General features: G+C 62.8%; 10 protein-coding genes and 1 pseudogene. 6 read left to right on the forward strand and 5 right to left on the reverse strand.

The window, feature by feature from the left end; translation table 11 throughout:
* Positions 1-26 precede the first annotated feature (26 nt).
* Positions 27-950 carry a nucleotidyltransferase gene (locus tag AB5I39_RS08745; protein ID WP_404373799.1) on the forward strand — a complete coding sequence of 308 codons (924 nt, stop codon included), beginning with the start codon at positions 27-29 and terminating at the stop codon, positions 948-950.
* Positions 951-1,214: 264 nt separating this feature from the next.
* Entirely contained in the window at positions 1,215-1,535 is a 321-nt protein-coding gene (locus AB5I39_RS08750) for a DUF736 domain-containing protein (protein ID WP_404373801.1), read from the forward strand.
* 71 nt (positions 1,536-1,606) lie between these two features.
* Here the strand turns inward: AB5I39_RS08750 and AB5I39_RS08755 are convergent, their stop codons facing one another.
* Genes AB5I39_RS08755 through AB5I39_RS08765 form a run of 3 tightly spaced genes read right to left on the reverse strand, consistent with a single transcriptional unit; the run spans position 1,607 to position 2,593 of the window.
* Entirely contained in the window at positions 1,607-1,987 is a 381-nt protein-coding gene (locus tag AB5I39_RS08755; protein ID WP_404373803.1) for an excalibur calcium-binding domain-containing protein, read from the reverse strand.
* Between the two features lie 44 nt (positions 1,988-2,031).
* On the reverse strand, positions 2,032-2,250 hold the full coding sequence (locus AB5I39_RS08760; protein WP_404373804.1) for a conjugal transfer protein TraD: 219 nt from the start codon (positions 2,248-2,250) through the stop codon (positions 2,032-2,034).
* Between the two features lie 16 nt (positions 2,251-2,266).
* Positions 2,267-2,593: a conjugal transfer protein TraD gene (locus tag AB5I39_RS08765; protein WP_404373806.1), complete on the reverse strand. Its 327-nt coding sequence runs from the start codon at positions 2,591-2,593 to the stop codon at positions 2,267-2,269.
* A gap of 171 nt (positions 2,594-2,764) precedes the next feature.
* On the opposite strand from AB5I39_RS08765, the pseudogene traA reads away from it, so the two are divergent.
* The 4 genes and pseudogenes from traA to AB5I39_RS08785 all read left to right on the forward strand — a co-directional run bounded on the left by traA (position 2,765) and on the right by AB5I39_RS08785 (position 10,365).
* Positions 2,765-5,661: pseudogene (gene traA / locus AB5I39_RS08770) on the forward strand (Ti-type conjugative transfer relaxase TraA).
* Between the two features lie 268 nt (positions 5,662-5,929).
* On the forward strand, positions 5,930-6,199 hold the full coding sequence (locus AB5I39_RS08775) for a hypothetical protein (RefSeq protein WP_404373808.1): 270 nt from the start codon (positions 5,930-5,932) through the stop codon (positions 6,197-6,199).
* 626 nt (positions 6,200-6,825) lie between these two features.
* Positions 6,826-7,806, forward strand: a complete 981-nt coding sequence (locus tag AB5I39_RS08780; RefSeq protein WP_404373810.1) for an AAA family ATPase — start codon at positions 6,826-6,828, stop codon at positions 7,804-7,806.
* Between the two features lie 45 nt (positions 7,807-7,851).
* On the forward strand, positions 7,852-10,365 hold the full coding sequence (locus AB5I39_RS08785; RefSeq protein ID WP_404373812.1) for a S8 family peptidase: 2,514 nt from the start codon (positions 7,852-7,854) through the stop codon (positions 10,363-10,365).
* Here the strand turns inward: AB5I39_RS08785 and AB5I39_RS08790 are convergent.
* Together AB5I39_RS08790 and AB5I39_RS08795 are read right to left on the reverse strand one after the other, a co-directional pair.
* Positions 10,362-12,236: a CHAT domain-containing protein gene (locus AB5I39_RS08790; protein ID WP_404373814.1), complete on the reverse strand. Its 1,875-nt coding sequence runs from the start codon at positions 12,234-12,236 to the stop codon at positions 10,362-10,364. The genes AB5I39_RS08785 and AB5I39_RS08790 overlap by 4 nt on opposite strands.
* A gap of 57 nt (positions 12,237-12,293) precedes the next feature.
* Positions 12,294-13,385, reverse strand: a complete 1,092-nt coding sequence (locus AB5I39_RS08795) for a hypothetical protein (protein ID WP_404373816.1) — start codon at positions 13,383-13,385, stop codon at positions 12,294-12,296.
* Positions 13,386-13,648: the final 263 nt, after the last annotated feature.

Here is a 13,648-nt window from a genome sequence, read left to right on the forward strand (position 1 = left end):
CCACGCTCGGTTAGGATCATCCATCCATGCGTACCGACCTCGACCATTTGCCCCCGGCCAAGCAGCGCGAGCTGGAGCGCGTCGTCCAGATCCTGTTCGAGGAATTTGGCGATGCGACCGCGATTGCGACTTCGCCCTGGAAGAAGCAGGCGCGCATCCTCAAGGTCATCCTCTACGGAAGCTACGCGCGCGGCGGCTGGGTCGACGAGCCGCATACCGCCAAGGGCTATCAGTCGGACTTCGACCTGCTCGTCATCGTCAATCACGAGAAGCTCACCGACCGCATCGAATATTGGTCGACCGCCGAAGACCGGCTCGATCGCGAACTTGCGATCACCAGGACACTGCGCACGCCGGTCAACTTCATCGTCCACACCACCGCCGAGGTGAATGCAGGCCTGTCCGAGGGGCGGTATTTCTTCATGGACATCGCGCGCGACGGCATCGCGCTTTACCAGAGCGATCCCGCCGACCTGCCCGAGCCGCAGCCGAAGACGCCCGCGCAGGCGCTGGCTATGGCGCGCGAGTATTTTGAGGACTGGCTGCCGAGTGCACGCGCGTTGGAAGAGGGCGCTGCGTTCTACATCGACAAATCGCGCCTGAAAGAGGCGGCGTTCTCGCTGCATCAGGCGACGGAGCGCTATTACCACTGCGTGCTGCTGGTTTGCACCTTTTACACGCCGCACGTTCACAATCTCGGGTTTCTGCGTACGCAGGCGGAGCGGATCGACCCGCGCCTCATCGAAGCATGGCCGCGCGAGACCAAAGCAGACCGCGCGCGGTTCGAGAAGCTCAAGGCCGCCTACATCAAGGCGCGCTATTCCAAGCACTATCGCATCACCGAAGACGAACTCGCCTGGCTGGGTGCGCATGTCGAAGCGCTGGGGCGCGTGGTCGAAGTCATCTGCAGCGAGCATATCGAGGCGCTTGAGCGCAGCGCCGTCGCCTGAACTGATCCGGGCAGGCAGGAGCGTCCTTCAGAAACGCAGAACCGACTCCGTGTGATGGCCTTGACCTGTGGCCGGTCAGGCCCTCGCGCAACCCTCGCCGCCACCATTCTTCCCCGCCGCTGCGCGGCTCCTCGCGCACCAAGAATAGCGTCCGCTCCGGTCCTCCGCTGCGCTGCGTCCGTCCCGGTGCGCGCGGTCCTTCGAGCCGGCCACTTTCGGTCGGCATCGCCGGGAACGGTTCCCGCGACCAGAAGGAGAAGACCCATGCCTGCTATCGGATTTGTCACCCGCGACGACAATGGTTCGTTCAAGGGCAACCTCAAGACGCTCAGCATCCGCGCCGACATCGCGATCGTCCCCAACGCCGGCAAGACCGCCGACACTCAGCCCGACTACCGCGTTCTGTCGGGCGACATCGAGATCGGTGCCGGCTGGAACCGCCGCGCCGAAAGCAGCGGGCGGGATTACGTCTCGCTCTCGCTCGCCGCGCCCGAATTTGGCCCGCGGCGGCTCTACGCCAATCTCGGTCGCGTGCCGGGCGATGCCGAGGATCGCTTCGCGATCATCTGGAACCCGGCGGATTGAACGGGCAGGCGCGCCGCCTCCGGGCGGCGCGCCTCATTCTCGCCTATGAAGCGGCAGAAGCTGGGACGTCGTCATTCGCAGGCAACGCCGTCATGGTCCCGGTCGAGATGATAGGCATAGCCAGGTTCACCGTCATGGATGGGTGCGGCGCCCGCCGCCCGGGCGGCAGAGCAATTCGGATAATAGACGTCGGCCACCGCATCGGCCGGCGCAGCGAGCGGCTGCGGCATCGTGGCCTCGACTTCGCTTTGCTCGGGGACGGGATTGTCGTCGGCGGCGTCATCCGCCGCCACGGGTTCGGTCTTGAGGAGCGATTGCGAGTTGCTCGATTCCGAAACGCGTGGCGTCGAAGTTTCAGCTTTCGGGGCGTTACTAAAGCGCCCAATGACAAACGCGGCGATCAGCAGAACGAAGATCCAGCCCCCGTTTTTCTGCTCTTCCTTTTTCCGCATCGCGCCGCCCCCTGGCGTAGGACAAAGGCACCTCCGCGATCGAGTCAAATGCTTTCAGCGTTTGTCTCTTCGAACGCGCGCCGTCCCCGCCGACGCCAGAGCAGCATAGCCTGGTCGCGATCGCCGCCACGGAGCCGTGCTGCGGCCTCTGCCAGCATCCCGAACAGGACCGCACGATCATCCTCGGTGAGTTCGATCAGGCCCGCTTTGGCGATCAGTCCGCCAAGTTCGATCAACTGGCGGGTGCGTTCACGGCGCTTCACAACCCAGTGCCGCCGGTCAGTTCGCGCCCGCCTGGCTTCCAGACGGCGGCGTGCCGCTATCGTTCGTCGCAGCGCCTCCAGTGTCGTCGCGAGTGTGGTTCGCAACCTTGGCAGTTCCACGCTGAAAGAAGGCAGCGCCGCGTTTGCGCCAGTTCTCCGTCTTTACGGGGTCGTCGCGCTCGACGCTGGCGAGCAACAGACCGGCCAGCTCCTGGATCGAGAGCGCATCGGCACCGGTTGCCACGACCAGTTCGCCAAGCTGTTGGATTTTGCGGTCCTTCAGCTGTCTTGCCCGGTCATTCAGCGCCTTCAGCTCGGCATCGTAATCGCGTGGTTTTCGCATCGGACGATCCTCATTTGCACGGTGAGGACGCACCAGTTATCGACTTGATCGATCAGGCACAATACATTGGGATATCTTGAGATTCACCCGTCCCGAGATAGATGAAATCTTTTGAGGGCGCGCTTATACGTCGTGCCGACGTGCTGCTTTAGGTGTAATTGGATTGCCGTCATGGCGATCTACCATTTCTCGGCAAAGGTCATCTCGCGCGCCGCCGGTTCGAGCGCGCTGGCGTCGGCGGCATATCGCTCGGCCTCGCGGCTGCACGATCAGCGGCTCGACCGGCACCACGACTTCTCGAACAAGCCCGGCGTCGTCCATTCCGAAGTGATGCTGCCCGATGGGGCACCGGAGCATCTGTCTGATCGCGAGCGGCTATGGAATGATGTCGAGGCCGCCGAGCTGCGTAAGGATGCACAGCTTGCCCGCGAGATCGAGTTCGCGATTCCGCGCGAGATGACGAAGGCGCAGGGCATCGAGCTGGCCCGCGACTTCGTCCGCGACGATTTTGTCGACCGCGGCATGATCGCCGATCTGAACGTGCATTGGGATGTCGGCGTTGACGGTGAGGCCAAGCCGCACGCGCATGTGATGCTGACGATGCGCGAGGTTGGCGACGACGGCTTCGGACAGAAGAATCGCGATTGGAATCGAGCGGACCTGCTGGAGAAATGGCGCGAGCGCTGGAGCGAGCACGTAAACGCCCGGTTCGCCGAACTCGATATCGATGCGCGGATCGATCACCGATCGCTGGAGGCGCAGGGCATCGATCTGGAGCCCCAGCACAAGATCGGGCCGGGGGCGTCGCGAATGGCGGCGCAGGGGCTGGAATCCGAACGGTTCGCCGAGCATCTCGAAATCGCCCGCGCCAATGGCGAGAAGATCATCGCCAATCCAGGAATTGCGCTCGACGCGATCACGCACCAGCAGGCTACCTTCACGACCCGCGACCTTGCCCGGTTCATCCACCGGCATAGCGATGGCAAGGAGCAATTCGACCAGGCGATGGGCGCGGTCCGCGCGTCACCCGACTTGGTGGCGCTGGGCAAGGACGGGCGCGGCGAGGATCGATTCACTAGCCGGGAGATGATCGAGACCGAGCAGCGATTGGAGCATGCCGCACTTCGTCTGGCGGACCGGCTGGATCATAGTCTCCCGGCAGCGTCGATGGACAGAGCCATCGATACTGCCGAGAGTAACGGCCTTATTCTCGGGGGGAGCAGAAGGCCGCTCTCGACCACATAACCGGCCCGCGTGATCTGGCGATACTCACGGGCTACGCCGGCACGGGCAAATCAGCCATGCTGAGCGTTGCGCGGGATGCGTGGAGTCGCGCAGGGTATGAGGTTCAGGGGCTCGCCTTGTCCGGCATCGCCGCCGAGAATCTGGAAAGCGGATCTGGGATCGCTTCACGCACGATCGCGTCGATCGAGCATCAATGGGAACAGGGCCGAGATCTGCTGACCCCGAACCATGTGCTGGTGATCGACGAGGCCGGAATGATCGGTTCGCGTCAGATGGAACGCGTTCTCTCCGAAGCCGAGAAGCGTGGCGCAAAGGTCGTGCTGGTCGGCGATCCCGAACAACTCCAGGCGATCGAGGCTGGCGCCGCGTTCCGCTCAATTGCCGAGCGACACGGCAGCGTCGAGATCACCGAGGTTCGCCGCCAGCATGAGGACTGGCAGCGTGATGCCACGCGGCATCTCGCGACCGGCAGGACCGGTGAGGCGATCCAAGCCTATCACGAGCATGATGCCGTGCATGCCGCCGAAACGCGGGAAGAGGCTCGGGGAGCGCTGATCGATCGCTGGGACCGCGACCGCATCGCCAACCCGGACGCGTCGCACATCATACTCACGCATACGCGTGACGAGGTGCAGTCGCTCAATGGCGCCGCGCGCGATCGGCTGCGGATGGCGGGTGCGCTCGGCGAGGATTTCACCATCGCCACCCAGCGAGGCGCGCGTGAATTTGCGGCCGGTGACCGGATCATGTTCCTCAAGAATGAGCGCAGCCTCGGCGTAAAGAACGGGACGCTCGGGACCGTTGCGAGCACTAGTGCGGTTCGCATGGCCGTACAGCTCGACGACGGACGGTCGGTAGCGTTCGACATCAAGGACTATGCCCAAATCGATCACGGCTACGTCGCCACGATCCACAAGGCGCAGGGCATGACGGTCGATCGCACACACGTGCTGGCAACGCCGGGCATGGACAGCCATTCCGCCTATGTCGCGCTGTCGCGTCATCGCGACCGCGTCGATCTCCACTATGGACATGACGACTTCGCTGATCAGGGTAAGCTCGTCCGCACACTGTCGCGCGACCGAGCTAAGGACATGGCGAGCGACTATGCCCATGAGCCGGAACGCCAGTTTGCCGAGCGCCGCGGCATTACATTCCGCGAGCGCATCGCCGAGTTGGTCCGAAAGGTGCCCGAAAAGGTGCGCGGCATGTTCGACGGACTGCGCCTGCCGGTCGAGCGCCCAGTTCAACCGACGAGATCGCCCGAGGAGGAAGCACGCCAGGCGCGCAGGAATATCGTCGCACGGCACGCCCGGGCGGTGGTCAGTATCTTTGAGAGCTTCGACAAGGGTCGTGCCGCCGAGGCGGACCAGGTGCAAGAAATCCGCGAGGCGCGCAAAAACCTGAACGGTCTACGCGAGCACGCCTCGCGCGATCTGGAAACCGCCTACAAGAAGGACCCGTCGCTCGCGCGCGAAGCGGTAGGTGGCAACTTCAATCGCGCGATGCGGGCGATGCAGCTTGAATCTGAGATCCGTACCGATCCCGCGCGTCGTGCCGATCGCTTTGTGGAGCGCTGGAACAAGCTCAGCGGTCAGGCGGATCGTGCCTATGTGACTGGGGATATCGCAGGCCGGAAATCAGCTCGGAACGAAATGGCGGAAATGGCGAAGAGCCTCGAACGCGATCCACAGCTCGAATCGCTGCTTGCCGCGCGCAAGGTCGAGCTGGGCATCTCCATCGATACAGGACGCAGGCTCGGTGCCGAACTTGCTTTCAATCATGGCATCGACTTCGGGCGTGGGCGAGGCCTTCGCCGCTAGCCACCATCCGTCTGCCTTTGCGCCCAAACCCGGTCGTTCAACGTTCCTCAAGTCTAACCTAACAGCTGCCGTTAAAATCTGGGGGCGCGCTGACGTTGGCGTGAGGTTGCTCGCCAGCTGGCAGTCCAAACGATTCAGGTAGTGCTCAGAGAGGGCGTTCATGGTCGCCGCAGGTGCTGCCAACTCGAACCCTGACCGAGGCTTATGTCGCCGCAGTTGCCGCGGAACGCCGGCTGCCCGTTGCGCGCGATCAGCTGCGTACCGCCCAATGAGGCTGCGTAGCGCCAAGAACTGCGTGATGGTGCGCGAAAGCTCGCCGATTGATGAACAGCGCACCTCCGTTGCCGAGATCAATGCGCAGACCGGACTCGGGTGGGAGGAGCGGACCTTTCAGGTCGCCCGCGACAATCTGGCGCTCCGCACTGGGCAATCGGTAATCACCACGCTCGATCAGAGCTGGTTCGACGGGATCCGCACCTATGGGTCTGGGTCCGTTCTGCCGCAGATGGCACGTTGGCCTACGCGGCGGCGCGTGTAGATCTCCGCGAAGGTGAAACTGGAAGCGACACAGGCCGAGGCCGCAACCGCGGGCGCCGAGGCCCGGCGTGCGTAGGGCGCCGCGGGCGCCGCCAAGGTCAGGCAACGATCGATATGGTCGCTGATGAGCGCCTTCTTCGCGGTGGCGATTGCTTCCTCGACTTGCACCTGCCGCGCCATGTCAACCCACGGGTGCCATCGATCATCTTGCCTGCAAACTTGGCCGATGTGGGCGCACCAGGAATGTCTTTCGACAAATTGATTTATGCGACAGTTTATGACACATAGTTTCGATGGGTCGCCCAGCACGCATTCACGATAAGGCATTGAGTGACGATCTGCGCCACACAATGGAGGCGCGCGGTCTCTCGGTCGGGCAAGTCGCAGCCACGATAGATTTCAGCCGAGCCACAGTGCACCGGGCGCTACAGTCGGGGTCCTTTTCGCGTTCGTTAAGGGCCGCGGTTTACGCATTCATTGGCGTCTCGAAAGGTGGAGAATCGCCACAGGAACTGTTGCATAAATCGTTGCATTTACTCGAGCTGTCCGATAAACTCAGGCGTGACGCCGAAAGGATGATCTCCTTGGCACTCGACCAATCCGCCAAGACCCAATAGGAGCCGCGCCATGGCAAGCAGCAGACAGCTGATTACGATGATCCGCAGCCATGCGGCTGGCGACGAGGAGCGCTTCCTGGCCGTCGCCGAGCACATTGCCGCCGACGCCCTGAAGGCGGGCCACCATCGCATGGCCGACGAGATACGCACGTTGGTCGGGGCACTCCGTGAAGAGCAGCGTGAGCGGCGCGTCGCGTCGAAGCCGACGATGATCGCCGCACCGCGTGGTGAACTCGCCTCGCTAGTCCGCGCCACCTATCCCGAAACGCGCCTGTCCGACGTCGTCCTGACATCCGACGTCGAGACGCGGCTGCGGCGTATCATTCGCGAGCACCGCGAGCGCAATCTGCTGGCCGAGAAGGGCCTCAATCCCCGCCGCAAGCTGCTGCTGTCCGGGCCGCCGGGAACTGGCAAGAGCCTGACCGCCGCCGCGATCGCCGGCGAGCTGGGCCTGCCACTGTTCACGGTCCTCCTCGACGGTGTGATTACCAAGTTCATGGGCGAGACGGCCGCGAAGCTGCGGATCGTATTCGACGCGATGCAGGGCGCGCGCGGGGTCTATTTCTTCGACGAAGTGGACGCGCTTGCCACACGGCGTGGCGCCGAGAACGATATCGGCGAGGCTCGCCGCATGTTGAACTCCTTCCTGCAGTTCCTGGACGAGGATTCTTCCGGCAGCCTCATCCTCGCCGCCACCAACCACCAGGAATTGCTTGATCGGGCGATCTTCCGCCGCTTCGAGGCGACGATCAGCTACGACCTGCCGCCGCCAGACCATGTTCGCCGCATTCTTGTGCAGCGGCTGCCCCAGTTCGATTTGTTGGGCGTGTCGTGGCCGGAGATCTCGACGGCAGCCGAGGGCCTTAGTCAGGCCGGCATCGTCGCCGCTGCCGACGACGCGGCACGTGACGCCGTTCTCGAGGAGAAGGGCATGCTGACCAGCGAGGTGCTGTTGCGCGCCGTTCGGGAAAGAAGACATCCGGATCGGTGACTTCTGCGGCTAGCACTCGGGTAGGCTGAGTGCTAACCTGCCGCGATGCTGCGTCATCGCCATTTGATCGTCCGAGGAATTGGTAAGGCCTCGAAGGACTTCGAACCCTACGGCGGTGGGAGCGCCACCCGCCCGTCTGCGGTCAAGGATCGCCAGGCGCACGCGAGCCGACTTCGCGGCGATCTGCAGCGTATCAACAATAGTATTCGATCTGCCCGCGACGAACAGCGGGCCGCCGGCCTTCCCAGTGACAAGCGCGGCGTCTCGGTCGCCGTCTCTTCGCGAAAGGGTCAGGAGCTCACGATCGGTGAGAGCCGTCGCGCCAATAGTCGTGGGATGCAGCTGCTGAACGTTCGACGGGCGACCGGCGAAGGTCCCGGGCGTGACCGCGCAGTCTACTATATGACGAGCAAGGCAATCGAGAGCCTCGACAAGTCGTTGGTCTCCTACGAGAACTGGGACGATCCTGCCGACGCCGATGAGGACGACCTGATCTCGAATTGGGTGCCGGAGGACGACAAGAAGCGTCCTCGCAACTTCTGGCTGTTCGAGAGCGCCAAGTCCTTCAGGGTGGCGGGCGTCGAGGACCTCTGGACCGACGACCCAGAGGAACTGCCAGAGGCGAGCGAGCCCGTTGAATGGGAGATCTGGGTTCGGACCTCGATGGTGCTGCACTTTCTGAATGCGGCCGAAAACCTGAACATCGAGCTCAAGGGTGAGCCATCCGACTTTGTCGACATCAAGGTCTTCAACGGCGTCGCCACCAAGAATGCGTTAAGTCGCCTGATTTCGCGGAGCGCGGCTGTCGTCGAACTTCGCGGCGCGTCGAACTTCATTGCCGACCATGCCGACCTTCCGTCACCCGCCAGGCTGCAGCAGATCCTCGGCATCGCCGATCGGATCGTTCCGGCGCCGGCCAAGGCACCTTGGGTCACGGTATTGGATACCGGGGTCAACTACCGCAATGTATTGCTGACTCCGTCGTTGCCGCAGGCGCGCTGCCGCGCGGTTTTGAGCGCCTGGGATCCGTACGACAGCGATGGACATGGCTCGCGCATGGCGGGAGTCGCGCTGTTCGGCGATCTGGAGGCAGTTGCTCCAGGCACGGGCCCGATACCACTTGAGGTGGGCCTCGAGTCCATCGCGGTGTTCGCGCCCGGGAATCCTGTCCGTCTTCCTGCCCGAGACGCCATCCGGCGCGGTGTGGAACGTACCGAGCAGGACCAACAGCATCCTCGCGTCTACTGCCTTGCCGCAACCGTGATCGGTGAGGCGGAGGACGGCCGGCCGACATCGACGTCAGGCACGCTGGACGCACTCGCCTTCAACAATGGCATCTCCACCCGCCTGTTCTGCGTCGCGGTAGGCAACGTGGAGACCTCCGGAGTCGCTCCTTATCAGGTCGCGAACTATCAGACTCTCAACCACGATCATGGTATCCAGTCTCCGGCGCAGGCGCTCAACGTACTGTCCGTCGGTGCCCTGACTAACAAGTGCTCGGGTCCTTCTCCGCTAGCCGACGCCGGCGGCCTTTCGCCTCGCTCTCGAACGGCGCAGTCGTGGGAGATCCGGCGGCACAAGCCCGACATTCTCATGGAGGGCGGCAATCACGGCGTCGATGCGGGTGGCCAAACGTCGCGTCCACACGGCCCGGACATGATCGCCACGACATCCAACAATCCGAACCGCATAACATTGGTCGGGGACACGAGTGCGGCATGTGCCGCCGCAGCGCGGCTCGCAGGTCGCGTTCGCGCCCGCTATCCCGCCATGCGCGCCGAGACGGTTCGTGGGCTTTTGGCTCATTGTGCGAACTGGACGCCCGCGATGGCCGCGCGCCGTCAGGCGATGATAAACGCTGGCGCCTCTGAGGAGGATGCGACGTTGGCGACGCTCGATTGCTTTGGTTGGGGCGTCCCCGACGAAGAGCGTGTGTTCTGGAGCGCCGGCAACGCGCTGACGCTGATTGCCGAGGACGATCTGCGTCCCTACAAACAGGACCCGAACAAAAGCGTCACCCTGAAGGAGATGAAGTCGTTCCAGCTGCCGTGGCCGGACAAGGGGCTGCAAGCGCTTGGCGCGACAGACATCGAGATGCGCTGCACGCTCTCCTACTTCGTTCAACCAGACATCCACAGCGCCAGCCTGGAGCGCCTTCGCTACTATCCCTCGCACGGACTTCATTTCGATTTTCAGCGTTTTGAGGAAAGCGAAGAGCGCGCGTTGCGTCGCGTGAACCGTGCGATATCGACCAATGATCAAGCAGGACAGGACGACGGCTGGCTGCTCGGCCGCCGTAAGCGCTCGCGCGGCACTTTGCATCACGACATCTGGAAAGGGCCCGCCTACCAGCTGGCCGGACGACGTCAGGTCAGCGTCGCACCCATCCGCGGCTGGTGGGCGTCGAGCTCTCAGATCGAGCCGGCCAATGTGCCGGTCCGCTTTAGTCTCATCATCTCGATCCGCACGCCTGAAAGCGCCAACGACCTGGTCGCTGAAGTCAGGGCCGCGATTCCTGCAAGCGCGCTTGTGGATGTGCCGAGCGTCATCACCGTCTAGGTGATGAACCTCGCCATCACATCGCCGTGCGCGAGGTAGGCGAATGATGAGATCGAAAGATCGCTTTGCGCCTTTCGAGCGGCGGTCGTCGCGTGCCCAAGGGTCTGACGACCGTCTGCAAGCGGCTCGAGCGCCAATTTCATCAGGTCGAATGCGACCTGATCGTGGACTTCCCAGAGGGGCGCGATAAGGCCGCCGAAGCCCCGGTTCGCGATTGTCGTGCCCCAGCCGGTGTTCATCCCGAGGAACTTGCTGCCCGCGCCTGATTCACAGGCGTTCAGTACGACTAGCGATCCATCCTTGCGCCCGAGCTTGACCCGGCTTTGATCGACCTCGTTCACGCCGACCCAGCCGTCCTGCAATTTGACGCCGCCATCCTTCACACCGCTGTCAGCCCGACCATGGCCTGCGAAGTGCAGCAGTCCAATTCGTGACGAATGATTGCCGTCCAGCACGTCCAGGAAGGTCGCCCGGTCTGCCGTCATTCTCACTGCGCGCAGCGTCTTCTCAAGCCACTCGCCTTCGGAGCGGGCCGAGGGCAGATCGTCGGAGCCTTGATATGTCGGGACGAACGACAGCCGATCGGCGGAAATGAATTCGCTACGAAGATCGCCGGCCGCATTCAACGGCCACCGGCAGATCGGATGGTCAAAGAACAGGTGATCTGCTTCGAACTCTTCCGAGTCCGGTTTCATCATCTCCCACGGCACGAAAGGGTCCGCGGTGATCAGCTGGATCGGAAAATCGCTCCCGACCTCGCTACGGCACTTGATGTACGCCGTCCGAAATTTCTCGGGCGTCGCGCGCCAGACACGCTCCCCAATGCCGGCCATGACACGCCGAAATTCATCATCGCGCAGATCCGGGCACGAGGCGAGCAGTTCTGCGGCGAACTTCTCCTCGTCTGCCTTGTGGGTAATGTTGGCAGATCCCGTGATTTGCGTCTTCGGCAGGCGGGCCACCCACATCCATGTCTGGTGGCCGTCGCGTTCAGTGATGATGGTGATGGAGAGCGTTGGTCCAGGTGCGCTGGGCTGGATGCGTATGTTGTCCCGAGCTTGTTCCGCATCTGGAGCCTCCGCAACAGCGACTGCGCTCTGCTTCGGGTGGTCGTCGGCCTTGGGTCCGTCGGCCGACGCCGCAATCGGCGGCGCCAGGTCCCGCGATAGATGACCGCACACCCGTGTCCCGTTGAGGAAGGAGATTTCAACCGGAGCCGGGGAGCCGACGACGTACGTCTTGGCGACGGTAAGGTTGAAGACCGCTGCTTCAGATCCAGCCTTCGTCAGGGCGATCCTTGGAGAGAGCGCCTCGAACTCGCTTGCCCAGGGCGCATAGATATGAACCTCTACGTCGATCTGGTCCCAGCCAACAGGAAACTCTCCGACGGTGATCGAAGGCTGGCCGGGTTGGGCATCCTTCACCAGGTCGACCGTCAGCGTGATCCGCTCACCGGCCGAGAACACGCCGTCAGCGTCGACCGTCGGGTGGCGTATGACCTCTTCGAAAGCTGTCTTGTCGGCTTCGCGAACTTCTGAATCGTTCTTTGTGCCGCCGGTACTGCTATGATCGTTCGATTGCTGACCGGTCTCCTCGCCCGAGCCGAAATAGTCGTCGCCGGTGGTGTCGCTGGCCGCGACGAAATATCCCGCCACCTCAATTTCGTTACGGACCTTGAACACGCCATCGAAACCAAGCGCCAAACGCTTCGCGTCGCTCCGCGCCGTCTCTGTGCCGACCTCGCCACGGAGGACAACCGTGTCTCCGACAAGTGACACCTCAAGATTCCGAATATTGTCGAAATGCTGCGCCCACAGAAGTTCGAAAAGCTTCGACTGCAGTTCGGACAGGGCGTTCCAGTCGTATTCCATTTTGGTCCAAATCTAGCTTTCGATGGCTGCCATAGCGGGCTGTATCGAGGGTGGATGCTAGCTTCCTGGCGACAGATCGTCCGCCAGCACGTCGATCTCGAGGACGCCGGCATCCTTCGGGGGGAATCGCGTCTTGTAGCTGTATTTGGCCTTCGTCTTCTCGTCGTCCCAAGGGCGCGTCCGCTCTGTGTCGTAGTTGAAGTAGATCATTTTTGATCCGACCGGTCCAAAGTAAATAAACCTCGCGATGGATTGCGGATCCGGGTGGCCGTGCAGAGCGCCGTTCGTCGAGACCGCCATTCTCGAACAGTCCATGAGCTGAATGAGCTCGCGAGAGGTGTTCTTTGTGCTGCCGTGGTGCGAAGCTTTGTATAGATCGATCCGGTATCGCCCACCCTCGGCCGTCGCAAGCGGCGCCAGCGAGGCCGCCAGCAGATCGGGATGGGCGTCGCCACCGAACAAAACTCGATGCCCTTCCCATTCCGCCACGAACGCGATGCTCGTTCCGTTCGGAAGCTCCGGATCGAGCTCGCCGTCAGCGATAAGGTCCTCAAGGGTGATCGGTTCGACGATGGGCGGGCGCTCGCGGCCGCCCCGCATGCCCTCACGCTCCTTTTCCTCCTTCTTCGCCTCAAGCTCCCTGCGGAACTCCTTCCACTTCTCCCCCAGCGCGCTGAGGTGGGCCTTGTCCGGCGAAAGCAATGTGATCTTGAGACCGGCGACGTCGATCACACCGAGGGTATCCTCCATGGAGACGATCCCGTTCGCGAACTCGCTGTTGAGCGGCCACTCCAGCTTCTCCAGCTGTTCGGAATAATCGTCGCCCTGCGTCATGCTGCGCCGATGGGACGGCACCATCTGCCGATAGCCGTTGAACCAGACGCGCTTCGGCACGATCGGCTTTTGCCGGTCCTTCAGGTAGGACAATCCACCTTCGATGTGGTCCGCGTCGATGTGAGTCAGGACGTAGAGCTCTAGCTGCTCTCCCTTCTGCGCTACATCGCTAAGACGTTCCTTGAGCGGCGCGTAGGCACCTGCCCGGCCGCCATCGACAACCATGTAATGGAGCTTTTCGTCATCTCCCCACGAGACCAGAAGGCAGTCGCCATCCTTCGCGGGCAGCATCTCGATAAGGAACTTCTTCTCCATCGCTCCTCCAGCCGACCGCGGCCGCCGCATATTCTAAACAACTAGCGTCCGTTTGTCCTCGAGAACTGTGATCGCTCAAGCTCAAGTCCGTCTGCGCGGCCGAGCAAGAGATGATCGATGGCCCGAATTATTGGGACTGGCAACTATGCTTGCTTCGCGGTCGGGGCAGAGGTTCGCTAGCACGCTCGCGCTTCCTCCAATGCGCCGACCGCGAATAAGCGATTTCGCCCACAACGCACGGCCGCAGCCGCCCCCTCACAACG

Origin of the sequence: Sphingomonas sp. MMS24-J45 (assembly GCF_044881195.1) — a bacterium.
In the GTDB taxonomy this organism is placed as follows: Bacteria; Pseudomonadota; Alphaproteobacteria; order Sphingomonadales; family Sphingomonadaceae; genus Sphingomonas.